The sequence below is a fragment of the Mycolicibacterium rutilum genome, assembly GCF_900108565.1.
Taxonomy (GTDB): Bacteria; Actinomycetota; Actinomycetes; order Mycobacteriales; family Mycobacteriaceae; genus Mycobacterium; species Mycobacterium rutilum.
The window spans coordinates 3632586-3657829 of the sequence record NZ_LT629971.1; the positions used below are offsets into that span (position 1 = coordinate 3632586).

The following is a 25244-nucleotide window of genomic DNA, read 5'->3' on the forward strand; positions in this document are numbered from 1 at the left end:
TGGGGCGATGCCCGAAGTTCGCGTGGGGCCCCTGCTTCGGCACGTCGGCACGACCGACGCGACCGTCTGGGTCGAGACCGACAAGCCCTGCGAGGTCGAGGTTCTCGGCAGCCGCGCCGACACCTTCGAGGTCGAGGGCCACCACTTCGCGATCGTCTGCATCACCGATTTGGACCCGGACCGCGAGCATCCCTACGACGTCCGGCTCGACGGCCGGACCGCGTGGCCGCCATCCGACTACGAATTCCCGGCTCCGCGGATCCGCTTGATGCCGCGCGACGGCTCGCTGCGACTGTTGTTCGGGTCGTGTCGCGCGTCGGCGCCGCACCGGCCGCCCTACACCTACCAGCACTGGTGGCACCCCAAGGGTCAAGGCATCGACGTTCTGCGCACCTACGGTCAGCGGATGCTGCGCCAGCCGTCGGCCATGTGGCCGGACGCGCTGTTGATGATGGGCGATCAGCTCTACGCCGACCAGGTCAACGACACGATCAAAGACCTCGTCGCCGAACGCGAAGTGCACGCGAACGGTCCCGTCGAGGTGCTCGAGGACTTCGAGGAGTACTGCATCGGCTACTGGGACGCCTGGAGCGACCCGGTGGTGCGGTGGATGCTCTCGACGCTGCCGACGTCGATGATGTTCGACGACCACGAGATCAACGACAAATGGAACACCTCGCAGGCGTGGCTCGAGGAGAAACGCAAGACCGACTGGTACCAGACCCGGATCATCGGCGGGTTGATGGCGTACTGGGTCTATCAGCACCTGGGCAACATGTCGCCGGACGAATTGGCCAAGGACGAGACGTTTCAGCGGGTCATCGAGACCAGGAATGGTTTGGAGCCGATTCGAGAACTCGCGCAGATGGCCGAAAAGGACGACGGCGCCTCATATTTCAGCATGTGCCGCGACTTGGGGTCCACCCGCCTGATCGTCGCCGACGCCCGTACCGGGCGACAGTTGCGGCCGGGACAGCGCAAGATCATGACCGACGAGGAATGGAACTGGATCACGGCCAAGGTCGACGGCCACTACGACCACCTGCTGTTCGCCAGTTCGCTGCCGATGCTGCTGCCCTACGGGATGCACCACATCGAGGCGTGGTCGGAGGCGGTCACCGACGGGGCCTGGGGCCGACGGTTGTGCGGGGTGGGCGAAAAGGTCCGTATCACCGCGAACCTCGACCACTGGGCGTGTTTTCAGGACAGCTACCGCAAGTTCGAGGACCTGGTGATCGATGTGGCCACCGGCCGCCGAGGCACCGCGCCGCAGTCGATGGTGGCGTTCGGCGGCGACGTGCACCACTGCTGGGTCTCGGAGGTGTCGCTACCCGAGGACGCCCCGCCCGCGACGACGAAAGTGTGGCAGGTGGTGTGCTCGGGGCTGCGCAAGGAGCCGTCGGCGGTGGAGCGAGTCGTGTTGCGGCTCGGCCATACTCGCGTTGCAGAGAGGTTCGGCAAACTGCTGGCCAAGACCGTCGACGTGGGTGCGCCCCGGCTGCGGTGGCGTCCGGTGACGATGCCGCACTTCCGCAACCAGATCGGCACGCTCGAGATCGCCGGCGGTGAGATGGGTGTGCGCATCGAGAAGGTCACCGGCGGCTGGCGCAAGCCGCATCTGACCGCGGTGATCGAGCACAAGCTCCTCTGACGTCGTCGCGAAACCGCCTCAGCCCGCGCCTTTTCCGTTGTCCACGCGGTACACGGCGCCGTGGATCGCGGCGGCGTCGTCGCTGGCGAGGAACGCGATTGTCTTGGCCACGTCGACGGTGTCCATGAACCCGCGCGGCGAGGCGATGCGCATGATGAGGTCCCAGTCGGCGTTGTCGGGCGCGGTGAACTCGGTGGTCTGCGCGGTGGGCATGCCGCCGGGACAGATCGCGTTCACCCGGACCTTCTCCTTGGTGTACTCGACCGCCAGCGCGCGGGTGAGGCCGATGAGGCCGTGCTTGGCTGCGCAGTAGCCGGCCGAGTAGACCTCGCCCTCCACGCCCGCGATCGACGCGACGTTGACGATGTTGCCTGCCGACTCGAGCAGGTGTGGCAGCGCCGCGCGGCAGAGATAGAACGGGCCGTTGAGGTTGACCGCGAGGTCGCGATCCCACTCGTCGTCGGTCATCGTCGTGGTGTGGCGCATCTGGTGGAAACCCGCGACGTTGGCCAGCACGTCGAGCCGGCCGAACTCGGCGACGCACTGCGCGACGGCGTCGCGGCACGCTGCCGCGGACGTCACGTCGACCGACGCGAACCGCCCGCCGGGCACCTGCTCGAACACCTCCGCCATTCGCTCGGCGTCGCGGGCGATGCCGAACACCTTCGCGCCGCGTTCGGCGAACAGCTGCGCGACCGCCGCGCCCAGCCCCGCCGAAGCGCCCGTCACCAATGCGACCTTGCCGTCGAGTTGAGTCATGGTTGTAGACCCTCTCATGGCCGCGGCGAGTGAGAGGTGAGGGCTGTTCGATCGCCCGGCGCGACGGTCGGGCTGGTTTTTGCGTTGAGGGTTGTTGGGGCGGACGATCCGCGACCCTGTGTGCAAAATTCGCGGCTGGGCCCGCCGCTGCGGCGAGTGAGAGGTGAGGGCTGTTCGATCGATTGCGGCGGGACGGTCGGGCTGGTTATTGCGTTGAGGGTCGTTGCGGCGGCCGATCCACGACCCTGTGTGCAAATTCGCGGCTGGGCCCGCCGCTGCGCTATTTCGGCGCCCCGGGCGCGACGGCCCGCGGGCGTTCCGGCGGGACAGCGGCCAGCAGCGCCCGGGTGTACTCGTCGTGCGGCGACGCGAACAGCTCCGCGGCGGGCCGGTACTCGACCGCCGCCCCGTCGCGCATCACCAGCACGTCGTGGCTGACCTGCTGCACGATCGCCAGGTCGTGCGCGATGAACAGGTACGTCAGTCCCAGTTCCCGCTGCAGCTTCGCCAGCAACTCCAGCACGCGCGCCTGAACCGAAACATCCAGCGCCGCAGTCGCTTCGTCGAGGATCAACAGATCGGGTTCACCGGCGAGCGCCCGCGCGATGCTCACCCGCTGGCGTTCACCTCCGGACAGCTCGTGCGGGAACCGCGACGCGTACTCCGACGGCAGCCCGACGAGGTCGAGCAGTTCGGCGACCCGCTGCGCGCGGGCGTGCCTGCCCTTGGCCAGCCCGTGCACGATCAGCGGCTCGCTGATCGTCGCGGCGACGCGGGCGCGCGGATTGACCGACGAGAACGGGTCCTGGAACACCAGGCCGATCCGCCGTCGCATCGCCTTCTGCGCCGACCCGCGCACCCCGAACACGTCGACGTCGTCGAGGGTCGCGGTGCCCGCGTCCGGCTGCACCAGGCCGGTCAGCGCGGCCGCGACCGTCGACTTGCCCGAGCCTGATTCGCCGACGAGCCCCAGCGTCGTGCCGCGCCGGATCTGAAACGACAGGTCCTTGACCGCATGCACGCTCGACTTGCCGACCGGTGTGCTGATCTCGAAGCGCACGTCGAGACCCGCGACGTCGAGCAGGACCGAGGCGTCGGGCGCCGCCGGGGGGCCGTCGCGGCCGATCAGCGGGCGCGCGGCGAGCAACTCGCGCGTGTAGTCGTGGCCGGGGTGGTCGAAAACGTCGCTGACCGAGGCTTGTTCGACCGCCTCACCGCTGCGCAACACCGTCACGTCGTCGGCCACCTGACCGATCACCCCGAGGTCGTGGCTGATCCACACCACCGCGGTGCCGAAGTCGCGCTGCAACTGGGCCACCAGCTCGATGATCTGCGCCTGGGTCGTGACGTCCAGCGCGGTGGTCGGTTCGTCGGCGATCAGCAGCGCCGGGTCGCACGCCATCGCGATCGCGATCATCACCCGCTGCTTCTGCCCGCCCGACAACTGATGCGGGTAGGCCCCGAGCTTGGTCTCCGGATCGGGCAGGCCGACGGCGGTGAGCAACTCGAGCGCACGCCCCCGCGCCTGCTGCCGACCCATCTTGCGATGCGCCTCCAGCGATTCGGTGATCTGGCGCTCCAGCGTCAACAGCGGGTTCAGCGATGTGCCCGGATCCTGGAACACGAAACCGATCTGACCGCCGTGCACGCTGCGCAGTCGGCGGTTCGACGCACCGACCAACTGCACCGACCCCGATTCCGTTGTCAGCGTGCTGGTTCCGGCGACCGTCGCACCGGGCGCATCGAGCAGTCCGGTCGCAGCCAGCACGGTCATCGACTTGCCCGACCCGGACTCACCGACGATGCCGAGCGTCTGCCCGCGGTGCACGTCGAACGACACGCCGTGCACGATCTCGCGCCTGCCGATGCCGACCCTCAGGTCGCGCACGCTCAACACCGGGTCGGTCACTTCGCCCTCCGGGCCTCGATCATCGTGCGCTGCTTCGGATCCAACACGTCCCGCAACCCGTCGCCGAGCAGGTTGAACGCCAGCACCGCGACGAAGATCGCCGCGCCGGGGAACACCGCCATCCACCACGCCAGCGTCACGAAACCCTGCGAGTCGAAGATCATCCGACCCAGCGACGGCTGCGGCGGTTGAATCCCCAAGCCCAGGAACGACAACGCTGCCTCGGACAGGATCGCGAACGCCAACGACAGCGACGTCTGCACCACCAGCGGCCCCGCGATGTTCGGGACGATGTGGCGCCCGAGGATGTACAGGTGGCCGGTGCCCATGCTGCGCGACACCGACACGAACGGTTCGACCCGCACGCTCATCGTGCTGGCCCGCGCCACCCGCGCGAAGATCGGCGTGTAGACGATGCCGATCGCCAGGATCGTCGTCGTCACACCCGGTCCCAGGATCGCCACCACCGCCAGCGCCAGCAGCAGTACCGGGAACGCGAACATCACGTCGACCACCCGCATGAACACCGTGTCCAGCCAGCCGCCCCGGTAGCCGGAGACGACGCCGACCGTCACCCCGACCACCACCGCGAACGCCACGCTGATCACCGCGACCCGCATCGAGGCCTGCGTGGCGACCAACACACGGGAAAACACGTCGCGGCCCAGTTCGTCGGTGCCGAACCAGTGCGCCCCGCTGGGGGGCCGCAGCGCATTCGGCACGTCGACGTCGTTGATGCCGTACGGCGCAATCCAATTGGCGGTGACCGCGACGAACGCGATCACCACCAGCAGCGCGACGCTGACCACCGTGACCGGGTTGGCCATCAGCAGCCGCCACGACGACGTCCTGGTCGGTGCGGTCATGACAGCCGGATCCTCGGGTCGACGACCGCGTAGAGCACGTCCACGATCAGGTTGATCAACAGAAACAGCGCCGCGATCAGCAGGATGGTGCCCTGGATGACGGGGTAGTCGCGCGCGGCGACCGCGTTGTAGACCAGTCGGCCCAGACCGGGCCACGCGAACACCACCTCGACGACGATGACGCCCGACATGATCGTCGCCAGTTGGATACCGGTGATCGTCAGGATCGGGATCAACGCGTTACGCACAGTGTGGCGCAGCGTGACCACCTGCGGGGCAAGGCCTTTGGATCGGGCCGTGCGCACATATCCCATCGCGGCGACCTCGAGCACCGCCGAGCGCACGTAGCGCGTCATGATGGCGCCGGCGACCAGACCGACCGTCAGCGCGGGCAGGATCAGATGGCGCAGCCACCCACCCGGATCCGTCAGCAGCGGGCGGTATCCCGACGTCGGCAGCCAATGCAGCGTCGAGGCGAACAGCGCGATCAGCAGGATGCCCATCCAGAAGTCCGGGATGGACACCCCGAACTGGCTGCCGACCCGCACGATCGCGTCGCTCACCTTGCCTTCGCGCAGCGCCGACCAGATGCCGGCCGGAATCGCGATCAGCAACGCGATCACGATGCCCACCGCGGCCAGCGACACCGTCGCGGGCAGCCGGTCGAGCAGAATCTGCGTCACCGGGTCGCCGTTGCGGAAGCTGACGCCGAGGTCACCCCGCAGCGCGGAGCCGATGTAGGAGAAGAACTGCCCCACAATCGGTTGGTCGAGGCCGCTCGCCGTGCGCAGCGCCTCGTAGGCCTGCGGGGTGTAGCGGGTGCCGAGCGCGATCCGCACCGGGTCGCCGGGGACCAGGTGCACCAACGCGAAGCTGACAATCAGCACCCCGAGCAACACCACCGCCGAATACGCCAACCGCCGCGCGACGAAGCGCACGACGGGATGGCTCACCCACCGGCTCATGCGGCCCGGTCCTCGGACAGGTCCGCCGTGCGGAACCGCACGGCGCCGTCGCGGCGGGCCTCGTATCCCGACAGGTTTGGCACCCACGCCTGGATCACCGATGGGTTGTACAGGTAGATGTAGCTGACCTCGTCGGCGATGCGCGTGGCGGCCCTGCGGTAGATGTCGTTGCGCGCCGCCCGGTCGGTTTCGACGCGGCCGGCGTCGAGCAGCCGGTCGACCTCGCGGTCGGAGAACTTCTGGGCGTTGCTGGTGCCGTCGGTGTGGTGCTGGGCGTAGTAGAAGTCGTCCGGGTCGATGTTGCCCAGCCATCCCATCATCAGCATGTCGAAGTTGCCGGAGTTCTGTTCGTCGAGCCAGGTCGCGAAGTCGACGGTGCGAATGTTGACCGTAATGCCCAGCGGCGCAAGGTTATCGGCGATCACCTGCGCGGCCGTCACGGTCTCGGGGTACTCGCTGGTGACCAGCATGTCCATCGTTGCGTCACCGACGCCGGCCTCGTCGAGCAGCCGGTTGGCCTCATCGGGGTCATAGCGGTAGCGGTCGTAGTCGGTGTGCCAGGGATTGCCCTCGGGGATTGCCAGCTGGTTGGCGACAGCAGTGCCGTAACTGGTGGCCTGGACGATCGCGTCGCGGTCGATGCCGTAGGCGACGGCCTGGCGCACCCGCACGTCGTTCCACGGTCGTCGGGCCTCGTTGAGCGCGAGATACCAGTAGTCGTTGCTCGCGGTCACCGCCAGGTGCAGCGACTCGTCGTCGCGCAGCTGCGCCACCCGCTGCGGCGGAATGGAATCGGTCCAGTCGACCTCGCCGGCCTGCAGCGCCGACAGTGCCGTCGACGGTTCGGAGATGAAGCGGAACGTCACCCCGGCGACCGCGGGGGCGCCGCCCCAGTAGGACGGGTTGGCTGCCAGCGTGATCGAGTCCCCGCTCTTCTGCGACTGGAACGCGAACGGGCCGGTGCCGATCGGGTGACTCGCGATCTGCCCGCTTTCGACGTTGGCGCGCTGCACGATCGCCATGCCCTTGAACCCGCCGAGATTGGTCAGCAGGTTCGGTGTCGGCTGCTTGACCCGGATCTCCACGGTCATCGGGTCGACGGCCCGGACATCGGTGACCGCGCTGAACTTGTCGGCGTTCGTCAACTGCTCGTCGATGATGCGGCGGTAGGAGTACACGACGTCGTCGGCGGTGAACGGTCTGCCGTCGTGAAACGTCACGCCCGGGCGCAGCCGGAATGTCCAAGTCAGCTGGTCGGGGCTGACCTCCCACGACTGCGCGAGCGCCGGCCGCATCTCCAGCGCGGCGTCGGGTTCGACGAGCGTGTCGAAGACGTTCTCGAGCACCTCGAACGAGAAGTACGCGCTCGTCTTTTGGGGGTCGAGCTGGTCGGGTTCCCCGGCGATCGCAGCGATCAGATTGTCCGACGACTCACCGAGGTCGACCCCTTCGCCGGTCGAACAGCCGGCCACCATGATCGCCGCGAGCATCGCTGTGGCGAGGGCCGCCACGGCCGTCACCACTCGTTTCACAGATCTCTCCCCGAATCGCGTGCCCCGTCTTTACCCCGCAGCGGTGGTCGCCGAAACGCGGAGCCGGGCAAAGCTGTGACGGGGCGCCGTGCACACTGTGATACTCGTATGCACTGTGGACAGCGGAAGGGCACGAGGTTGAGAAAGACGATCGCGCGGATGCTCACCGCCGTGATGCTGGTCGCCGGCGTCGCGCTCAGCGCCGCAGGCGTCGCCGGCGCGCAGGGCGACGTGAAGTCGCCGGACACCCCCGAGGGCAACTACACCGTGCGGATCGACGGTCAAGCCGAGACCACGTGGGAGATCTACCCGATCTGTGTACCGACGGTCGGCGACCTGCGCGAGCCGCTGATCCTCCCGGTCGCCTGCCGGCTCAAGGTCACGCCCGCCGGCCGCGGCGGATCGGAGGCCACGCAGATAGGTGGCCGCTGGACGTTTCAGTCGAACACGTTCGACTCGGTGAAAACGTGCCCGGACGGCAGCACGGCCCTGCAGAAGGAGATCTACTCGTTCGACGGGGCGACGCTGACCGGCAGCGTGCAGATCTTCAACGGCGCCGGTGTGTGCGATCAGCCGGCCGGGATGGTGGAGCTGCCTCTGACGATGACGTACAGCCGACCGCTCGACATCCCCGTCACCCCGTATCCGTTGATCTGCGAACCGGGCGGCCTGCGCCGCTGCTTCTAGATGCCCTTTCGCGGCGGCAAACTGGTGGACCTGACCGGTCCCGGGCTGACCGACCGCTGGGGCGTCACCTGCACCGACCTCGGGGCATCGGCAATCGCGCCGAACGGCACACTGGTGTCGGTGTTCGGTGACACCTTCTCGGGCGAGCGGGTCGGGGAGGGCCACTGGCGCTCGCCGGTCGTGCTGGTCGGCAGCGGCGATGCCGACCACGAAATCGTCTACGAACGCGCCGGCGGCAGCGACCCCGACTACGCGCACCAACTGTGGCACTACGTGCATGACGACGCCGCAGGCGGCTGGCGCCGAGGCGGGATCAGCACGGTGATCCCGTCTGACCTACTGACCGTCGGCGACTCGATGTACCTGCACGCCATCGTCAACCGCGGCTTCGGCACCGTCGTGTGGACCGAGATCTGGCGGTCCGACGACAGCGGCGTCACGTGGACGCACATGGGGCGGAAGGCCAAGTTCCCGGCGGCGCTGCACGACGGCCACGCCCAGTGCTGGGCCTGGGACCACGACCCCGACGACGGCTGGGTTTACGTGGCGGCGACGGGTTTTCAGCGCGACAAGGGCATCATCCTGATGCGGGTCCGGCCGGCTCACATCGGTGACCGGACGCGCTATCACAGCTGGGGGTTCATCGACGGCCGCTGGCGGTGGGGCACCACGGCGACACCGATCACGCCCGTCGGGGAACGCTGGGGCGAGTTGACGTTCCGCCGCGTCCGGACCGGCAAGTGGGTGCTGGGCGGTTTCCTTGCCTCCGGTTACGCGCTGGGTTACCGGGTGGTGGACTCGCCGGTGGCCAACATGCACACCACGCCGATCCAGATCCCCGTCACCGGATCGGCCTGGGACACGGAGAACCACCGCGACAATCAGGTCGCCCAGCTGTACGGCGGATACCTGCTGCCCGGGTCGCGCTTCGACGTCGACGGCGGCATCGGCCTGGTTGTCTCGCAGTGGAACACCGCGACCGGCTGGCCGTACCGGGCAATGCAATTCAAGGCGTCGCTGAAGGACAGCACCGGGACCGTGCAGCCGACCGATCCGATCAACCTCTAGCTTTCGCGACGGTCGGCGGTGGCACCCGCCTATGGTGTAGCCCGTGGCAATGGATTCTGGCGCCAAGCGTGTCGTGGTGTGGGGCACCGGGTTCGTCGGCAAGATGGTGATCCCCGAGATCGTCAAGCACCCGCTGTTCGAGTTGATCGGTGTCGGCGTGAGCAACCCCGACAAGGTGGGCCGCGACGTCGGCGAGATCTGCGGACTGGACAGCCCGCTCGGGATCACCGCGACCGACGACGTCGACGCGCTGATCGCGCTGAAACCCGATGCGCTGGTGCATTACGGGCCGACCGCCGCGCACGCCGACGACAACATCGGGCTGATCACCCGGTTCCTGCGGGCCGGCATCGACGTCTGCTCGACGGCGATGACGCCGTGGGTGTGGCCGACCATGCACCTCAACCCGCCGAACTGGATCGAGCCGATCACCGCGGCCTGCGAACTGGGTGAGTCGTCGTGCCTGACCACCGGCATCGATCCGGGTTTCGCCAACGACCTGTTCCCGATGACGCTGATGGGGCTGTGCTCGGAAGTCCGCAAGGTCCGCGCGTCCGAGCTGCTGGACTACACCAACTACACCGGTGACTACGAGCGCGAGATGGGCATCGGCCGCCCACCCGAGAAGAAGGCGATGCTCGAGACGTCTGACATCCTCGTATTCGCTTGGGGTGCAACGGTTCCGATGATCGCGCACGCGGCGGGAATCATGCTCGACGAGATCACCACCACGTACGACAAATGGGTGACCCCAACCGACCGCAAGTCGGCCAAGGGGGTGATCCCGGCGGGTCACGTCGCGGCCGTGCGGTTCACCATCAACGGCGTGTACCAGGGTGAGACCCGTATCCAACTCGAACACGTCAACCGCATCGGCGACGACGCTGCGCCGGAGTGGCCGTCGGGCAACGAGAACGACGTCTACCGCGTCGACATCGAAGGCACGCCCAGCATCTTCCAGGAGACCGCGTTCCGGTTCACCGACGGCTCGGGCCGCGACGCTGCGGCCGCCGGCTGCCTGGCGACGGGCCTGCGCGCGCTCAACGCCGTGCCCGCCGTCAACGACCGGTCGCCGGGCTGGGTGACGGCGCTGGATTTGCCATTGATCCCCGGCGCGGGCACCATCCGCTGACGGGACGCGAAACAGCGGGACGGGGAGTGATGGTGGACGGCGTAGGGCTGTCGGTTGGTGCGACCAACCTGACGGCCGTCGTGGTGGGCAGGGCAGCGGTCACCCGGTCCCCGGTGCTGACGCGGTTCGCGCACCGGCCGCCGGAGGTCGGCGTGCCCAGCGAGAACCGCAACCTCAACGAGCGCGGTCTGATCCTGACCGATTTCGTCGACCGCGTCGGCGACCCGGTCGGCATCGTGGCCGCCGACGGTTCCACGCACCGCGCCGACACCGTGCTCGCCGACGCGCTGCGCGCCATGCTCTACGCCGTCGGCGGCGGCCGCCCCGTCAGCGAACCCGCCGCGGTGACGCATCCGGCGCACTGGCGGCCCGCGGCCGTGGAGGCGCTGCGGACGGCGCTCGCCGACCTCGACGAGTTCCGGCGCCCGGTGCTGGTGGCCGATTCGGTGGCGGCGCTGACCGCGCTGCAGAACGACCCCGGCCTGCCGACCCGCGGCGTCATCGCGCTGTGTGACTTTGGCGGCACCGGGACCAGCATCACCCTGGTCGACGCCGGCAACGGCTTCGCGCCGATCGGGTCGACGGTGCGCCACACCGACCTGTCCGGCGATCTGGTCGACCAGGCGCTGCTGACCCACGTCATCGAGGATCTGTCAGCGGCCGGGACCATCGACCTGTCGGGCACCTCGTCGATCGGGTCGCTGACCCGGCTACGGGCGCAGTGCCGCGGCGCCAAGGAGCGGCTCTCCACCGCGTCGTTCACCTCCCTGGTCGCCGAACTGCCCGGGCACCGCAGCGACGTGCGGCTGACCCGCACCGAACTCGACGACGTGCTGCGCGGGCCGCTGTCCGGCTTCGCCGACGCGCTGCAGGACACGATCGAACGCAACGGGGTGCGCGAACTGGCCGCGGTCGCGTCGGTCGGCGGCGGCGCGCGCATCCCCATCATCACCACGACGCTGTCGGAGCGGTTCCGGGTGCCGGTGATCACCACGGGTCAGCCCGAACTGGCCGCGGCGATCGGCGGTGGGTTGGCCGCCGTGCGTGGCACCGTCGAGGAAGGTATGACCGCGATGTCACCGGCGCCCGAGGCGGCCGCCGCAGCGGGCGCGGCGACGGCGATGGCGCCCGAGGTGCCCGCCGATGCCGCGCCGCAGTCGGGCAGCTTCGGGGCGCTCGCCTGGTCCGACGCCGACGAGCCGCCCGAGGTGGCGGCCACCGACCCGTATGAGTACGGCGGCGCGGCCGAGGTCCGCCCGCAGATGCAGTTCGAAGAGGAGTCCTGGGACGACATCCCGCCGCGGCCGGTGCCGTGGTACCGCAATCCCGCCGTACCGCTGGCCGGCGGCGTGATCGCGGTGCTCGTGGCACTGCTGGCCGCGGTGGTGTGGGTGATGACCGGCGACGAGTCGCCGCCGGAGCCCGCGTCGACGACCGCGCCGCCGATGACCGTCACCCCGAAACCCGCCACCACCGCGCCGCCCTCGCCCGAACCAGAGCCGACGGCCGAGGCGCCGCCACCGCAGACGGTCTACCAGCCGCCGCCGGTCACGCAGACCGTCACGGCGCCGCCATCCGAACCGCCGCCGTCGCCCGAGCCGCCGCCGTCGCCCGAGCCGCCCCCGGCCACCGAGCCACCGCCGCCGACCGAGCCGCCGCCCCCGAGCCCGGAACCGCCGCCGACGACGCAGCCCCCGGTGTGGACCCCGCCGACGCTGACCGCGCCGTATCCGACGATCCCGGGCCTGCCGTGGGTGCCCGCGCCGCAGATCCCGGCCCCGCCGGGCCCCTGACGCTGGCCAGATCAAGCGTCAGCGCCGGGAAATTGCCAGCCTCCTGCTAGGCTGCGGTGGTGCACACCGTCGCGGTCCTGGCACTGCCGGATACCATCGCCTTCGACCTGAGCACCGCCATCGAGGTGTTCGGCCGCGTCCAATTGTCTTGTGGTGAACCGGGATACCGGATCATGGTGTGCGGCACCGCGCCGGTCGTGAAGGCGGGGCCGATCGGCATCGCCACCGAGTACGGCATCGCCGATCTGTCCGCCGCGGACACCGTCGTCGTTCCCGGTCGCGAGGACATCGACGGCGAGGTCCCGGCGGACGTCCTCGACGCGTTACGGGCCGCCTACGACAGGGGAGCGCGGGTGACGTCGATCTGCACCGGCGCGTTCATCCTCGCCGAGGCCGGTCTGCTCGACGGCCGGCGCGCGACGACGCACTGGGCGGCCGCCGACGAGTTCCAGCGCCGGTATCCCGCCGTGCGCCTGGACCCCGACGTGCTCTACGTCGACGAGGGCCGGATCCTCACCGCGGCGGGCGCGTCGGCCGGACTGGACCTGTGCCTGCACATGGTGGCCTGCGACCACGGCACCGCGGTGGCCGCCGACTCGGCCCGCATGGCCGTCGCACCGTTGCACCGCAGCGGTGGTCAGGCGCAGTTCATCGTGCGCAACCGGCCAGGGCTCAACGCGATCGCCGCGCAGACGACGCTCGACGACCTGCTGGCTTGGATCGAGCACAACGCACACCGCGACCTCACCCTGGCCGACCTCGCCGCGCAGGCGGCGCTGAGCGTGCGCACGCTCAATCGCCGGTTCCAGTCCGAGACCGGCCAGACGCCGATGCAGTGGCTCACCGGGGTACGGATCCGGCACGCGCAGCAACTCCTGGAGAGCACCGACCACGGCGTCGAACGGATCGGACGCGAGGTCGGGTTCAGTTCCCCGGCCAACTTCCGCGACCAGTTCCGCCGGCTGACCGGTGTGCCACCGCAGAACTACCGCAACACCTTTCGCGACCGCATCGCCGGTTGAGCGCTCACTGCACCTTCGGCCTCTTCAGCAGCACCACATGCGCCATCGGGATCCGGGACTGCTCGGGCGCCGCGGCCAGGCGGGCCGCGACGCCGCGCTCCAGCCGGTCGAAGAATTCCGCCGACCGCGGGCCGGCGGCGCCGCCGTCGAGCGCGCCCGCCAGCGTCGGGAACACCGCGGCCCGGCAGAACGCCGCCCACTGCGCGCCGAACGTGGCGGCGTTGCCGTCGGCGCGGTACTGGTTCCAGTACCGGTCCTCGGCGTCGAAGATCTCCAGGTGTTCGATCTCGAGTTGCTCGAATCGGCCCTTCGGCGCGAACGGGGCGCAGAAGTCGGACTCCGAGCGGCCGACGATCGGCAGGTCCATCCGGTGCGCCTCCTCGGCGGTGATCACCCCGGCGGCCACCAACTCCTCGATCGCGTCGACCAGCGCCGTCAGCACCGGACGGTGCCCGACCTCGCCGTCGTCGCCGACGCCCATCGTCATCACCACCAGGCGGCCGCCGCGGCGCAACTCGCGGCCCCGGAACGCGATGAACTCGTGCCAGTCGTGGGCGGCCTGCCTGGCGTACGCGGCGCGCACCGCCTCGTCGCGGCTGTAGGCGACGTGGACATGATCGGGCACCGGGGCAGGGACGCGGCTGAGCCACTGCACCGCCCACGAACTCCAGCCCAGGTGAACGCTGCTGGACGGCATGATCTGGCTGTAGAACGACCGCCCGATCGCCGAGGCGAACGTGTTGGCGTCCTTGCTCAGATAGCTGTCGGGATCCTCGGACAGCGTGCGGAACAACGCGGTGAAATCGTTGTCCGGCACGTCGGTGTGCACCACCAGCGTCGAATGATCCACGCGGGTCCGCTTGCGCAGCACCGCGATTGCCGAGCAGATGGGCAGCAGCGAGTTGTGTCCGGTCGAGGCGCCGTAGTCGGCGATCACGAGCGGCTGCGGCGCCCGCGGCATCGGCACGGCCGCCGCCGCATCTTCGAACAGCTTGATCGCGGGCTGCAATCCGGCCGCCTGTAACCGCGAGCCGGCGGTGTACTTCCCGCTATCCATCGGCTCCGGCCGCACGACGATGCTGGATTCGGGCACCGCCACCTCCGTGGACTTGCAAACGACAGGTCGATCAGTTCCGACGGTAGTCCCCGCCGCTCGGCGCCGCCCAGGAAGGTTGGTCGACGCGTGGCAATGGCGCGACGCCGAGACACCTGTCATGACAGACTTTCGCGCATGAGCGCACGGGTCGCTTCACGGGTCGCCGTCATCGTCGCCGTGGTCACCCTGGTGCTGTCGGTCGTCGGATTCATCGTCACGCTGGTGCTCAGCGCGTTCGTGTTCGACGAGTTCGACGCCTACGGGGAGGTGCCGATCCCGGGCAGCGGCACCGTCGACCTGCCGGCCGGCGAGGTGACCGTGAGCTTCCACACCGTCGACACCGGCCAGCCGACGAGCGGCTTCCCGATCCCACAGATCAGCGTCAACATCGAACCGCCGCCCGGCGCCGCCGATCCCGTCGTCACCGAAAGCGTCGGCGGGACAACCACAGTGAACAGCGACACCCGCGTGCGCGTCTGGGTCGTCGACGTGGCGCAGGCCGGGGCCTACGAGGTCACCACCGACGGCGACGTCGGCGGCTACATCAGCCCGCGGCTGGCGTTCGGCCACGGCAGCTCATACGGCTGGCTGCTGTGGCTGTGCGGTGCGCTCGCCGCGGTCGGTGTGGTCGAACTCGTCGCCGCGCTGATCTGGTCGGGGCGGGTCAACAAGGCGGCGCGACCGCTCGCGCCGCACGAGGTGCTCACCGTCGACGGCCCGCCGAACCTGACGGCGGTGCCCTCGATTTCGGCGGGCCGGCCGCCGAGCGACCAGGGCATCCGGCTCGAACAGCTCCGGCAATTGGCGGCGCTGCGCGACTCGGGAGCCCTCACCGAGGACGAGTTCCAGGCCGAGAAACGCCGCATCCTCAACCAGGCCTAGTGCCACTTTCAGTGGCTCATGTTGATGGCCACTTTCAGTGGCCGCGCGCCACCCAGTCGTCGTAGTTCACGATCTCGTCGCCGATGGTGGTGGAGTCGCCGTGCCCGGTGTAGACGACGGTCTCGCCGGGCAACTTGCCGAGCCGGCCCGAGATGGACTCGAGGATGGTCGGGAAGTCCGAGTAGGACCGGCCCGTCGCGCCCGGCCCGCCCTGGAACAGGGTGTCACCGGAGAACACCGCGTTCAGTTCGGGCGCATGCCAGCACACCGAACCCGGCGAGTGGCCGGGGGTGTGCAGCGCGCGCAGTTCGGTGCCGGCCACCGTCAGCGTGTCGCCGTCGGACACCGACCGAAAGTCGATGTCCGGGTGCGTCATTCGCCACAGCACGTCGTCGGCGGGATGCAGCAACACCGGGGCGTCGAGCGCATGGCCCAGCTCCGGCGCGACGGTGACGTGATCGTTGTGGCCGTGGGTGCACACGACCGCGACCACATGCCTGCCGCCGACCGCATTGACGATCGGGCCTGCGTCGTGGGCGGCGTCGAACACCACTACCTCGTTGTCATCGCCGACGACCCAGATGTTGTTGTCGACTTCCCAACTGCCGCCGTCGAGTTCGAAGGTGCCGTGCGTGACCACCCGGCCGATCGGTCCGCCGTTCATCACAACACCACCACCGAGCGCAGTACCTGGCCGCCGTGCATCTTGTGGAACGCCTCTTCGACGTCGTCGATGCCGATGCGTTCGGTCACGAACTTCTCCAGCGGCAGGCGGCCCTGCAGGTACAGGCTGATCAGCGTGGGGAAGTCGCGCTCAGGCAGGCAGTCGCCGTACCACGAGGACTTCAGCGACCCGCCGCGCGAGAAGAAGTCGATCAGCGGCATCTCCAGCGTCATGTCGGGCGTCGGAACGCCCACCAGCACAACGGTTCCGGCCAGGTCGCGGGCGTAGAACGCCTGCTTCCAGGTCTCCGGCCGGCCGACCGCGTCGATGACGACGTCGGCGCCGAAGCCGTCGGTCAGGTCCTGGATGGTCTCCACCGGATCCAGCTCGCGGGCGTTGATCGTGTGGGTGGCGCCGAACTCGCGCGCCCAGTCGAGCTTCTTGTTGTCGGTGTCGACGGCGATGATGCGCTTGGCGCCGACGAGTCGCGCCCCGGCGATCGCGGCGTCACCCACACCGCCGCAACCGATCACGGCCACGGTGTCGTCGCGGTTGACCGCGCCGGTGTTGACCGCGGCGCCCAGCCCGGCCATCACGCCGCAGCCCAGCAGCCCGGCGACCGCGGGGTCGGCCTCCGGATCGACCTTCGTGCACTGGCCTTCGTGGACCAGGGTCTTGTCGGCGAACGCGCCGATGCCCAGCGCGGGCGTCAGCTCGGTGCCGTCGGTCAGCGTCATCTTCTGGGCCGCGTTGTGGGTGTCGAAGCACAGGTGCGGGCGACCGCGCTTACAGGCGCGGCACTGTCCGCACACCGCGCGCCAGTTGAGGATGACGAAGTCGCCCGGCTCGACGTTGGTGACCCCATCGCCGACCGATTCGACGGTGCCGGCGGCCTCGTGGCCGAGCAGGAACGGGTACTCGTCGTTGATTCCGCCCTCGCGATAGGTCAGGTCCGTGTGGCACACCCCGCAGGCGGTGACCTTGACGACCACCTCGCCGGGACCCGGATCGGGGATGACCACATCCACGACCTCGACTGGTTCGCCCTTCTTCCGTGAGATCACACCGCGCACCGTTTGGCTCATGCGTACAACCTAATAGGCGAAGGGGGCACACTCGAACCATGGCCGAACCCTTTCCGGCGCTCTATCTGTCTCACGGGGCGCCGCCGTTGGTCGACGACGAGCTGTGGGTGAGCCAGCTGGCGGCCTGGGCCCGCGAGCTGCCCCGCCCCGCGGCGATCCTCGTCGTATCCGCGCACTGGGAATCCGAGCCGCTGACCATCGGCTCGACCTCGGCGGACACCCCGTTGACCTACGACTTCTGGGGCTTCCCGCAGCGCTACTTCGAAACGACGTACAACGCGCCGGGCGCCGAACAGCTGGCCGAGCGCGTCGAGGCGTTGGTGTCGGGCGACGGCCCGGTCCGGCGCCATCCCGACCGTCGGCTCGACCACGGCGCCTACGTCCCGCTGACGGTCATGTATCCCGACGCCGACATCCCGGTGCTGCAGATCTCGATGCCGACGCTGGACCCGGCCGCGCTGCTGCGCCTCGGCGAGCGGCTGCGCCCGCTGCGCGACGAGGGCGTGCTGATCATGGGGTCCGGGTTCACCACGCACGGGCTGCCGTTCCTCGACGACTGGTCACCGAATGCCGACCCGCCGCAGTGGTCGGTGGAGTTCGACGCCTGGGCGGCCGACACCCTGGCCGCCGGCGACGTCGACGCGCTGATCGACTTCCGCCACCGCGCGCCGGGGATGCCGTACGCGCATCCGACGATCGAGCACTGGTCGCCGCTGTTCGTGGCGCTCGGCGCGTCGGCCGATCCCGGGCAGGCGCCGCGCCAGGTGATCGACGGCTACTGGATGGGCCTGGCGAAACGGTCGATCCAACTCGTTTGAACCGCGCGAGGGGCGGCGCCGTTGTGCAATTGACCGAGTGCGATTGACCTTGCACGTGCACCCCGGGGAAGGACCGGCCCATGACCGACACCGTTGACCTCACCGACACCACGGAGGAATTCGCCGGACGCATCGTCGGCGCGATCGACAGCGCGAGCCTGGCGCTGCTGCTGTCGATCGGCCACCAGACCGGGCTGTGGGACACCCTGGCCGGGCTGACCGAACCCGCGACCAGCGCGCGGATCGCCGACGCGGCCGGGCTCAACGAACGGTACGTACGGGAATGGCTGGGCGGGGTGGTGACCGCGCGGGTCGTGGACTACGACGCGGCGAGCGGGACCTATGCGCTGCCTGACCACCGGGCGGCGGTGCTGACGCGGGCGGCCGGTCCGGACAACCTCGCGCGCGTCGCGCAGTTCATCGCGCTGCTCGGCGAGGTCGAGCAGAAGATCGTCGAGCGGTTCCGCACCGGCGGCGGCCTGTCCTACAGCGAGTACCCGCGGTTCCATTCGCTGATGGCCGAGCAGAGCGGCGAGGTGTTCGACGCCGCGCTCGTCGACGTCGTGCTGCCGCTTGATCAGGGGTTGCCGCAACTGTTGCGCGACGGCGCCGACGTCGCCGACATCGGCTGCGGCAGCGGGCACGCGATCAACGTGATGGCGCGGGCCTTTCCGGCGAGCAGGTTCACCGGCATCGACTTCTCCGAGGAAGGGTTGGCCGTCGGGCGCGCCGAGGCGATGCGGCTCGGCCTGCCCAACGCATCGTTCGTGGCCGCGGACGTGGCGACTCTGGAGATGCCCGAAAGCTTCGACGTGGTCACGGTTTTCGACGCCATCCACGATCAGGCCGCCCCGGCCGCGGTGCTTTCGAACATCTACCGCGCGCTGCGGCCCGGCGGTTATCTGCTGATGGTCGACATCAAGGCGTCGTCGCAACTCGAGGACAACGTCGGCTCACCGCTGGCGACCTACCTCTACACGGTGTCGACGATGCACTGCATGAGCGTGTCGCTGGGGCTCGACGGCGCCGGGCTCGGCACCTGCTGGGGTCACCAGCTGGCCACCACCATGCTCGAGGACGCCGGTTTCACCGGCGTGCGGCTGCACGAGATCGAGTCGGACCCGATCAACAACTACTACATCGCGCGGAAGTAGTACCCGCGCCGATTAGAGTCGGCGCGGTGAGCGCGCTGGATGCGATAGCGGAGTGGCCCGTCCCCAACGCCGCCGCCGCGGTGGTGGGCCCGTCGGGAGTCCTGGCCGAGCACGGCGACACCCGGCGTCGGTTCGCGCTGGCGTCGGTGACCAAACCGCTGGCCGCGCGCGCCGCGCAGGTCGCCGTCGAGGAGGGCGCCGTCGCGCTCGACACCGACGCCGGGCCGGCGGGGTCCACGATCCGCCACCTGCTCGCGCACACCGCCGGCTACTCGATGCACGAGGCGAAGACGATGGCCGAACCCGGCAAGCGCCGGGTCTACTCGAACTACGGCTTCGCGGTGCTCGCCGAGACGATCGAGAAGGCCACCGACATCGCGTTCGACCGGTACCTGACCGAGGCGGTGTTCGAACCGCTCGCGATGACCGACTCGACGCTGGACGGCGGCGCGGCGGCGGCCGGGTACGGCGTCACGTCGACGGTCGCCGATCTGGCCGCGTTCGCCGGCGACCTACTGCGCCCGGCGACGGTGTCCGCCGAACTGCACGCCGAGGCCACCTCGGTGCAGTTCCCGGGTCTGGACGGGGTGTTGCCCGGCTTTGGGGTGCAGCGGCCCAACGACTGGGGGCTGGGCTTCGAGATCCGCGACGACAAGTCGCCGCACTGGACGGGGTCGGCGAACTCGCCGGCGACCTACGGGCATTTCGGCCAGTCAGGGACGTTTTTGTGGGTCGACCCGCGGGCGGATCTGGCCCTGGTGGTGCTCACCGACCGCGACTTCGGCGAGTGGGCGTATGAGCTGTGGCCCGCGTTGTCTGACGAAGTCCTGAGAGAATTTACCCCGGACTAGCGCAACAGGCGTCTCACAAGGCACAATAGACACGCACGACACAGCTGTAATTCGGATCTGCAGAGGCCGTTGGGGAAGACGTCCCTCGTGGAGCCGAAGGAGTAGCTGATGCGTGCGTCGAACCAGTTCGCCGAAGCGACGACGGGCGTGGTCTACATCCATGCCTCACCCGCTGCGGTATGCCCGCATGTCGAGTGGGCGTTGTCGTCGACCCTTCAAGCAAGGGCGAATTTGAAGTGGACCCCGCAGCCGGCGATGCCCGGACAGCTGCGCGCGGTCACCAATTGGGTCGGCCCGGTCGGCACCGGCGGCGCCTTGGCCAGCGCGTTGCGTTCGTGGTCGGTGCTGCGCTTCGAGGTGACCGAGGATCCCAGTCCCGGCGTCGACGGACACCGGTGGTGCCACACCCCGCAGCTCGGGCTGTGGAGCGGGGCGATGAGCGCCAACGGTGACGTGATGGTCGGGGAGATGCGGCTGCGGTCGCTGATGGCCTCGGGCGCCGACATGCTCGCCGCGGAGCTAGACTCGGTGCTGGGCACCGCGTGGGACGAGGCGCTGGAGCCCTACCGCGACGGCGGTGCGGGCGCGGAGGTCAGCTGGCTGAGCCGCGGAGTCGGGTAGCTCTTCTCTAGGGAGCAGCCGGGGTCAGGATCTTCAGCGCGCCCGGCACGGCCGACACCTCGACGGGCAGCGGGCACATGTACTCGCCGTCGGCGTAGGCGTTGATCCCGGGGGAGTCGACGGTGATGGTCTTGGCGCGGGCAGTGCGCACCTCGTCGAGGTCGGTGTGCGTGCCCTTGAACACCGTGGGAAACAACCGGATCAGTTTCGTGCGTGACGCCGACGCCACCATCGTGACGTCGAGTTGCCCGTCGCTCGGGTCGGCGTCCGGACAGATCAGCATGCCGCCGCCGTAACTGCGGGTGTTGCCGAACGCCGCGAGCGTCAGCTCCGTCGCCACCTCCTCGCCGTCGAACGACAGCCGAAACGGCAACAGCCGCAACTTCGACAGCTCGGCCACCATCGCGAGGTTGTAGCGCATCCGGCCGTGCGGCCAGCGCATGCGATTGGTCCGGTCGGTCACCAGCGAGTCGAAGCCCGCCGCCATCACCGTGCCGAACCACTTGTCGGAGCCGTCGGCGCCGCGGATGCGGCCCAGGTCGATCGTCCGCTCCACGCCGTCGACCACGACGTCGGCGGCGGCCTCGGGATCGCGGGTCGGGATCGCGAACTCGCGCGCGTGGTCGTTACCGGTGCCTGCGGGGATGATGCCCAGCGGGATGCCGGTCTGTGCAAGCACCTGCAGCGCAAGGGAAATGATGCCGTCACCGCCGACGACGACGAGCGCGTCCATGCCACGCTCCAGCGCACCCTCGACGAGTCGACGGGCGTGCTCGGCATCGGTTCCGGCGATCGCGACGACGTCGACGCCGCGCCGATGGAACTGCGCGACAGCGCGTTCGGCCGCATGCGGTGCGCTGCCGTGCCCCGACGCGGGGTTGGTCAGCATCGTGATGCGGCCCTGCGCGGTCACGGGATCAGCTTGCCCGGGTTGAGAATTCCCGCCGGATCGAGCGTCTCCTTGACCGCGCGCAGGACCGCGACACCGAGGTCGCCGATCTCGTCGCGCATCCACGGCCGGTGATCGGCGCCGACGGCGTGGTGGTGGGTGATCGTCGCGCCGGTGCGCATCATCGCGTCCGACGCGGCGGTCTTGGCCTTGCGCCACTGCTCGATCGGGTTGCCGCGCTGGCCGGCCACCACGGTGAAGTACAGCGACGCCCCGGTCGGATACACGTGCGAAATGTGGCACAGCACCAGGGCGGGCGTGCCGGTTTCGGCCAGCGCGCTGGTCAGCGCCTCGGTCACCGCGGCCTTGAGCAAGGGCACGTTCGACCAGTTGGTCGCGGTCTCCAGCGTCTCGCACAGCGCACCGGCCGCCAGCAGCGAGTCGCGCAGATACGGCGCACCGAACCGGCCGTGCTCCCACGCCCGCGCCGGATCCTCGCCGAGCGATGTGCCGCCTGCGGCTTCGAGCACGGCCCGCGTCTCGGCGTGCCGGCTGGCGACGTGCGCCTCGGTGCCTTCGAACACCGTGATCGCCAGACAGCCGCCGGTGATCTGTTGTTCGCCGATGCTCTCGGTGGTCGCCAGGTTCACGCCGGTCTCGGCTTCGTCGGACAACCGGATCACCGTCGGGCCCGTCCCGGTCTGCACGACCGCGCGCAGCGCGTCGGCGCCCGTCGCGAAGTCCGGGAACGACCATGCCTCGTAGCGAGTCGCCGTCGGCACCGGATGCACGCGCACCCGCACGCGGGTGATGACGCCCAGCACGCCCTCCGAGCCGATCAGCAGCTGGCGCAGATCGGGGCCGGCCGCCGACTCGGGCGCACGGCCGAGGTCGAGCGCCCCGGCAGGCGTCACCGCCCGCAGCCCGCGGACCATGTCGTTGAACCGTCCGTAGCCGGCGCTGTCCTGGCCCGACGACCGGGTCGCGGCGAACCCGCCGATCGTCGCGAACTGGAAACTCTGCGGGAAATGGCCCAGCGAGAAGCCGCGTTCGCCCAGCAGATGCTCGGCGTCCGGGCCGGTCAGGCCGGCACCGAGTTCGGCCTCCCCGGACACCTCGTCGAGCGAGTGCAGCGCGTCGAGGCGGCGCAGATCGAGCGAGATCACGGCGCTGAAGTCGCCGCGCAGCGGATCGAGCCCGCCGACGACGCTGGTGCCGCCGCCGAACGGCACAACCGCGATGCGGTGCTCGCTGCCGTACTGCAGGATCTCGGCGATCTCGTCTTCGTCGGCCGGCAGCAGCACCGCGTCCGGCGCGTCCTGCACACCAGAATCCTTGCGGCGCAACAGGTCCAGCGTCGACTTGCCGCCGGCGCGCAGCAGCCTGCCGCGATCGTCGACGTGGCAGTAGTCGGTTCCCACGATCCGCGCCAGCGCGTCGCGGTCGGCGTCGGCCAGTGCGGACGGCCGCAACTTCACCTCGTCGGCCGTCAACTCCGGGACCGTGGACTCGGTCACGCCGAGCGCCTGCTCCAGCAGCGCCCGGATGCCGTCGGACAGCGGTTTCGCCTCGTGCGGGTCGCCCCAGGCGTTCCACTTCATCGGGGGCAGCAGGGCGGCATCGCGAGCGTCGGGGCGCGTCATGCGTTACAGTATTACACATGTCGTCAATCCGTAACGATGAGTCGTCGGTCGAGGAGCGTGTCCTCGCGGCCGCAGCGGCCTGCGTGCTTGCCGTCGGCGTCAAACGGGTGACGATGACGGAGATCGCCCGGCGCGCCCGGATGAGCCGTCCGACCATCTACCGCCGGTGGTCGGACACCAACGGTGTGCTGGGCGCGCTGATGACCTCCCGCATCGCCGGTGTGCTCGACGCGATTCCGGGTGGTGGCGGACGCGACCGGGAGGCGTTGGTGCAGCGCGTCGTCGCGGTGGCCGAGCATCTCCGCAACGACGATGTCGTCATGTCGGTGCTGCACGACGCCCCCGACTTCGCCATGGTCTACATCGCCGAACGCCTCGGCACCAGCCAGATGATCCTGGTCGATGCGCTTGCCCAGGCGATCAGCGCCGCGCAGGCGGACGGCAGTGTGCGACAAGGGGATCCGCAGCAGTTGGCGGCGATGTGTCTGCTGATCACGCAGTCGACCATCCAGTCCGCGCAGATGGTCGAGAAGCTGCTGGACCGCGACACGCTCAACGCCGAACTCGCCCGCTCCCTGAACGGATACCTCGCCCCGTGAGCTCCACTGCGTTGAACGCGGCGCGCCGCGCTGCCGAACTCGAGGCGCTGTGCAACGGCGAGCGCGTCGACGTCGTCGTGATCGGCGGCGGCATCACCGGGGCCGGCATCGCGCTGGACGCCGCCACGCGCGGGTTGAGCGTCGCGCTGATCGAAAAGCACGACCTGGCGTTCGGCACCAGCCGGTGGAGTTCGAAGCTGGTGCACGGCGGGCTGCGCTATCTGGCGACCGGCAACGTCGGGATCGCCCGGCGCAGTGCCGTCGAACGCGGAATCCTGATGACCCGCAACGCCCCTCATCTCGTCACGGCGATGCCGCAACTGGTGCCGCTGCTGCCGTCGATGAAGCCCGCCTCGCGGGCGCTGGTGCGATTCGGCTTCGCCGCCGGCGACGGCCTGCGCAGGCTGGCGGGCACACCGGCTGCGACGTTGCCGCGGTCCCGACGGGTCGACGCCGCGCGGGCGATCGAGCTGTCGCCCACGGTGCGCCGCGACGGGCTCGACGGCGCGTTCCTGGCCTACGACGGACAGCTGATCGACGACGCCCGGCTGGTCACCGCGGTGGCGCGGACGGCAGCCCAGCACGGCGCACGGATCCTGACCCGCGTCGCGGCGTCGAACGCCACCGGCACCACGGTCACGCTCACCGACCAGCTGACCGGCGAGTCGTGTGACATCACCGCCGGCGCGGTGATCAACGCCTCGGGTGTGTGGGCGGGGGAGGTGGACCCGTCGATCAAGCTGCGGCCCAGCCGAGGCACGCATCTGGTGTTCGACGCGGCGACGTTCGGCAATCCCGTTGCGGCGCTGACCGTTCCGATCCCCGGCGAGCTGAACCGGTTCGTGTTCGCGATGCCCGAGCAACTCGGCCGCGTCTATCTCGGCCTGACCGACGAGGACGCGCCGGGCCCGATTCCCGATGTGCCCGAGCCGACGCAGGACGAGGTGAAGTTCCTGTTGGACACGGTGAACACCGCGCTGGACACGGCGTTGACCCCGGCCGACGTGGTCGGCGCGTACTCGGGCCTGCGGCCACTGGTCGACGCGGGCGCCGGTCGCACCGCCGACGTGTCGCGCGACCACGCGGTCACCGTGTCGCCGTCGGGGGTCATCAGCGTGATCGGCGGCAAGCTCACCGAGTACCGCTACATGGCCGAGGACGTGCTGAATCGGGCGGTCGCCTTGCGCGGCCTGACCGCGGGCGAGTGCCGGACCCGCAACCTGCCGCTGGTCGGCGCGCCGTCGAATCCTGTTGCGACGCTGCGCCACCCGACCGAGATGCCGGGATCGCTGGTCGCCCGCTACGGCGCTGAGGCGCCGAACGTCATCGCCGCCGCCGGCTGCGCACGGCCCACCGAGCCGGTCGCCGACGGCATCGACGTGATCCGTGCGGAATTCGAGTACGCCGTCACCCACGAGGGGGCGTTGACCGTCGACGACATCGTCGACCGTCGCACCCGCATCGGTCTCGTCGAGGCCGACCGCGAGCGGGTGCTGGCGGCCGCCGAGGAATTGCTCCCAGCCGTCGGCTAGCGCTTCTTCCACCGAGACCGACGTGA

At 69.6% G+C, this 25244-nt stretch carries 23 protein-coding genes; 13 read left to right on the forward strand and 10 right to left on the reverse strand.

What is annotated here, in order from left to right:
- Window positions 1–7: 7 nt before the first annotated feature.
- Window positions 8–1651, forward strand: coding sequence for a DUF7800 domain-containing protein (locus BLW81_RS17630; RefSeq protein ID WP_157897733.1), 1644 nt, complete (start codon window positions 8–10; stop codon window positions 1649–1651).
- Window positions 1652–1669: 18 nt separating this feature from the next.
- Here the strand turns inward: BLW81_RS17630 and BLW81_RS17635 are convergent, their stop codons facing one another.
- The 5 genes from BLW81_RS17635 to BLW81_RS17655 all read right to left on the reverse strand — a co-directional run bounded on the left by BLW81_RS17635 (window position 1670) and on the right by BLW81_RS17655 (window position 7640).
- Window positions 1670–2410, reverse strand: coding sequence for an SDR family NAD(P)-dependent oxidoreductase (locus tag BLW81_RS17635; RefSeq protein WP_083408290.1), 741 nt, complete (start codon window positions 2408–2410; stop codon window positions 1670–1672).
- Between the two features lie 280 nt (window positions 2411–2690).
- Window positions 2691–4319 (reverse strand): dipeptide ABC transporter ATP-binding protein, encoded by a 1629-nt coding sequence (locus tag BLW81_RS17640; protein WP_083408291.1) that lies wholly within the window; start codon window positions 4317–4319, stop codon window positions 2691–2693.
- Entirely contained in the window at window positions 4316–5185 is an 870-nt protein-coding gene (locus BLW81_RS17645; protein WP_083408292.1) for an ABC transporter permease, read from the reverse strand. The genes BLW81_RS17640 and BLW81_RS17645 overlap by 4 nt, the downstream gene beginning before the upstream one ends.
- Window positions 5182–6150, reverse strand: coding sequence for an ABC transporter permease (locus BLW81_RS17650; protein WP_083408293.1), 969 nt, complete (start codon window positions 6148–6150; stop codon window positions 5182–5184). The genes BLW81_RS17645 and BLW81_RS17650 overlap by 4 nt, the downstream gene beginning before the upstream one ends.
- Complete coding sequence (locus BLW81_RS17655) at window positions 6147–7640, reverse strand: ABC transporter substrate-binding protein (protein WP_083410618.1); 1494 nt, start codon at window positions 7638–7640, stop codon at window positions 6147–6149. The genes BLW81_RS17650 and BLW81_RS17655 overlap by 4 nt, the downstream gene beginning before the upstream one ends.
- A gap of 180 nt (window positions 7641–7820) precedes the next feature.
- Between BLW81_RS17655 and BLW81_RS17660 the strand changes: the two genes are divergently transcribed.
- The 5 genes from BLW81_RS17660 to BLW81_RS17680 are packed head-to-tail and all read left to right on the forward strand — an operon-like array spanning window position 7821 to window position 13384.
- Window positions 7821–8369 carry a hypothetical protein gene (locus BLW81_RS17660; RefSeq protein WP_157897734.1) on the forward strand — a complete coding sequence of 183 codons (549 nt, stop codon included), beginning with the start codon at window positions 7821–7823 and terminating at the stop codon, window positions 8367–8369.
- Window positions 8370–9437, forward strand: a complete 1068-nt coding sequence (locus tag BLW81_RS17665; RefSeq protein ID WP_083408295.1) for a glycoside hydrolase family 183 protein — start codon at window positions 8370–8372, stop codon at window positions 9435–9437.
- A gap of 49 nt (window positions 9438–9486) precedes the next feature.
- Window positions 9487–10569, forward strand: coding sequence for an NAD(P)H-dependent amine dehydrogenase family protein (locus BLW81_RS17670; protein ID WP_157897958.1), 1083 nt, complete (start codon window positions 9487–9489; stop codon window positions 10567–10569).
- 29 nt (window positions 10570–10598) lie between these two features.
- On the forward strand, window positions 10599–12362 hold the full coding sequence (locus BLW81_RS17675) for an Hsp70 family protein (RefSeq protein ID WP_083408297.1): 1764 nt from the start codon (window positions 10599–10601) through the stop codon (window positions 12360–12362).
- A 59-nt stretch (window positions 12363–12421) separates the two neighbouring features.
- Complete coding sequence (locus tag BLW81_RS17680) at window positions 12422–13384, forward strand: GlxA family transcriptional regulator (RefSeq protein ID WP_083410619.1); 963 nt, start codon at window positions 12422–12424, stop codon at window positions 13382–13384.
- Window positions 13385–13388: 4 nt separating this feature from the next.
- On the opposite strand, the gene BLW81_RS17685 is transcribed toward BLW81_RS17680, so the two are convergent.
- Window positions 13389–14477, reverse strand: coding sequence for a class I SAM-dependent methyltransferase (locus BLW81_RS17685; protein ID WP_083410620.1), 1089 nt, complete (start codon window positions 14475–14477; stop codon window positions 13389–13391).
- A 138-nt stretch (window positions 14478–14615) separates the two neighbouring features.
- Between BLW81_RS17685 and BLW81_RS17690 the strand changes: the two genes are divergently transcribed.
- Window positions 14616–15362, forward strand: a complete 747-nt coding sequence (locus BLW81_RS17690; RefSeq protein ID WP_083408298.1) for an SHOCT domain-containing protein — start codon at window positions 14616–14618, stop codon at window positions 15360–15362.
- 34 nt (window positions 15363–15396) lie between these two features.
- Here the strand turns inward: BLW81_RS17690 and BLW81_RS17695 are convergent, their stop codons facing one another.
- Together BLW81_RS17695 and BLW81_RS17700 are read right to left on the reverse strand one after the other, a co-directional pair.
- Window positions 15397–16026, reverse strand: coding sequence for an MBL fold metallo-hydrolase (locus BLW81_RS17695; RefSeq protein ID WP_083408299.1), 630 nt, complete (start codon window positions 16024–16026; stop codon window positions 15397–15399).
- Complete coding sequence (locus BLW81_RS17700; protein WP_083408300.1) at window positions 16026–17111, reverse strand: S-(hydroxymethyl)mycothiol dehydrogenase; 1086 nt, start codon at window positions 17109–17111, stop codon at window positions 16026–16028. The genes BLW81_RS17695 and BLW81_RS17700 overlap by 1 nt, the downstream gene beginning before the upstream one ends.
- Before the next feature lie 38 nt (window positions 17112–17149).
- On the opposite strand from BLW81_RS17700, the gene BLW81_RS17705 reads away from it, so the two are divergent.
- The 4 genes from BLW81_RS17705 (at window position 17150) to BLW81_RS17720 (ending at window position 20555) form a co-directional block, all read left to right on the forward strand.
- Window positions 17150–17929 carry a dioxygenase family protein gene (locus tag BLW81_RS17705; RefSeq protein WP_083408301.1) on the forward strand — a complete coding sequence of 260 codons (780 nt, stop codon included), beginning with the start codon at window positions 17150–17152 and terminating at the stop codon, window positions 17927–17929.
- Between the two features lie 80 nt (window positions 17930–18009).
- Window positions 18010–19083 carry a class I SAM-dependent methyltransferase gene (locus BLW81_RS17710; RefSeq protein ID WP_083408302.1) on the forward strand — a complete coding sequence of 358 codons (1074 nt, stop codon included), beginning with the start codon at window positions 18010–18012 and terminating at the stop codon, window positions 19081–19083.
- Between the two features lie 26 nt (window positions 19084–19109).
- Entirely contained in the window at window positions 19110–19934 is an 825-nt protein-coding gene (locus tag BLW81_RS17715; RefSeq protein ID WP_083408303.1) for a serine hydrolase domain-containing protein, read from the forward strand.
- A 108-nt stretch (window positions 19935–20042) separates the two neighbouring features.
- The gene (locus BLW81_RS17720; protein ID WP_083408304.1) at window positions 20043–20555 is read left to right on the forward strand and encodes a DUF3145 domain-containing protein; all 513 of its coding nucleotides are present in this window, start codon (window positions 20043–20045) and stop codon (window positions 20553–20555) included.
- Window positions 20556–20562: 7 nt separating this feature from the next.
- On the opposite strand, the gene BLW81_RS17725 is transcribed toward BLW81_RS17720, so the two are convergent.
- Together BLW81_RS17725 and BLW81_RS17730 are read right to left on the reverse strand one after the other, a co-directional pair.
- Entirely contained in the window at window positions 20563–21444 is an 882-nt protein-coding gene (locus BLW81_RS17725; RefSeq protein ID WP_173839731.1) for a diacylglycerol kinase, read from the reverse strand.
- A gap of 20 nt (window positions 21445–21464) precedes the next feature.
- Window positions 21465–23045 carry an FAD-binding oxidoreductase gene (locus tag BLW81_RS17730; RefSeq protein ID WP_083410622.1) on the reverse strand — a complete coding sequence of 527 codons (1581 nt, stop codon included), beginning with the start codon at window positions 23043–23045 and terminating at the stop codon, window positions 21465–21467.
- A 59-nt stretch (window positions 23046–23104) separates the two neighbouring features.
- Here BLW81_RS17730 and BLW81_RS17735 point away from each other — a divergent pair, with 59 nt between their 5' ends.
- Together BLW81_RS17735 and BLW81_RS17740 are read left to right on the forward strand one after the other, a co-directional pair.
- Window positions 23105–23686 carry a TetR/AcrR family transcriptional regulator gene (locus BLW81_RS17735; RefSeq protein ID WP_083410624.1) on the forward strand — a complete coding sequence of 194 codons (582 nt, stop codon included), beginning with the start codon at window positions 23105–23107 and terminating at the stop codon, window positions 23684–23686.
- Window positions 23683–25218 carry a glycerol-3-phosphate dehydrogenase/oxidase gene (locus BLW81_RS17740; RefSeq protein ID WP_173839639.1) on the forward strand — a complete coding sequence of 512 codons (1536 nt, stop codon included), beginning with the start codon at window positions 23683–23685 and terminating at the stop codon, window positions 25216–25218. Before BLW81_RS17735 ends, BLW81_RS17740 begins: the two co-directional genes overlap by 4 nt.
- Window positions 25219–25244 lie beyond the last annotated feature (26 nt).

What these genes read in the sequence shown, in the direction of transcription:
- BLW81_RS17710 (WP_083408302.1), top strand. Translation starts at nt 18,010, where the DNA reads ATGACCGACACCGTTGACCTCACCGACACCACGGAGGAATTCGCCGGA.
- BLW81_RS17700 (WP_083408300.1), bottom strand. Translation starts at nt 17,111, where the DNA reads ATGAGCCAAACGGTGCGCGGTGTGATCTCACGGAAGAAGGGCGAACCA.
- BLW81_RS17650 (WP_083408293.1), bottom strand. Translation starts at nt 6,150, where the DNA reads ATGAGCCGGTGGGTGAGCCATCCCGTCGTGCGCTTCGTCGCGCGGCGG.
- BLW81_RS17730 (WP_083410622.1), bottom strand. Translation starts at nt 23,045, where the DNA reads ATGAAGTGGAACGCCTGGGGCGACCCGCACGAGGCGAAACCGCTGTCC.
- BLW81_RS17635 (WP_083408290.1), bottom strand. Translation starts at nt 2,410, where the DNA reads ATGACTCAACTCGACGGCAAGGTCGCATTGGTGACGGGCGCTTCGGCG.
- BLW81_RS17735 (WP_083410624.1), top strand. Translation starts at nt 23,105, where the DNA reads ATGTCGTCAATCCGTAACGATGAGTCGTCGGTCGAGGAGCGTGTCCTC.
- BLW81_RS17670 (WP_157897958.1), top strand. Translation starts at nt 9,487, where the DNA reads ATGGATTCTGGCGCCAAGCGTGTCGTGGTGTGGGGCACCGGGTTCGTC.
- BLW81_RS17705 (WP_083408301.1), top strand. Translation starts at nt 17,150, where the DNA reads ATGGCCGAACCCTTTCCGGCGCTCTATCTGTCTCACGGGGCGCCGCCG.
- BLW81_RS17655 (WP_083410618.1), bottom strand. Translation starts at nt 7,640, where the DNA reads ATGCTCGCGGCGATCATGGTGGCCGGCTGTTCGACCGGCGAAGGGGTC.
- BLW81_RS17665 (WP_083408295.1), top strand. Translation starts at nt 8,370, where the DNA reads ATGCCCTTTCGCGGCGGCAAACTGGTGGACCTGACCGGTCCCGGGCTG.
- BLW81_RS17725 (WP_173839731.1), bottom strand. Translation starts at nt 21,444, where the DNA reads ATGCTGACCAACCCCGCGTCGGGGCACGGCAGCGCACCGCATGCGGCC.
- BLW81_RS17645 (WP_083408292.1), bottom strand. Translation starts at nt 5,185, where the DNA reads ATGACCGCACCGACCAGGACGTCGTCGTGGCGGCTGCTGATGGCCAAC.
- BLW81_RS17690 (WP_083408298.1), top strand. Translation starts at nt 14,616, where the DNA reads ATGAGCGCACGGGTCGCTTCACGGGTCGCCGTCATCGTCGCCGTGGTC.
- BLW81_RS17720 (WP_083408304.1), top strand. Translation starts at nt 20,043, where the DNA reads ATGCGTGCGTCGAACCAGTTCGCCGAAGCGACGACGGGCGTGGTCTAC.
- BLW81_RS17675 (WP_083408297.1), top strand. Translation starts at nt 10,599, where the DNA reads ATGGTGGACGGCGTAGGGCTGTCGGTTGGTGCGACCAACCTGACGGCC.
- BLW81_RS17630 (WP_157897733.1), top strand. Translation starts at nt 8, where the DNA reads ATGCCCGAAGTTCGCGTGGGGCCCCTGCTTCGGCACGTCGGCACGACC.
- BLW81_RS17695 (WP_083408299.1), bottom strand. Translation starts at nt 16,026, where the DNA reads ATGAACGGCGGACCGATCGGCCGGGTGGTCACGCACGGCACCTTCGAA.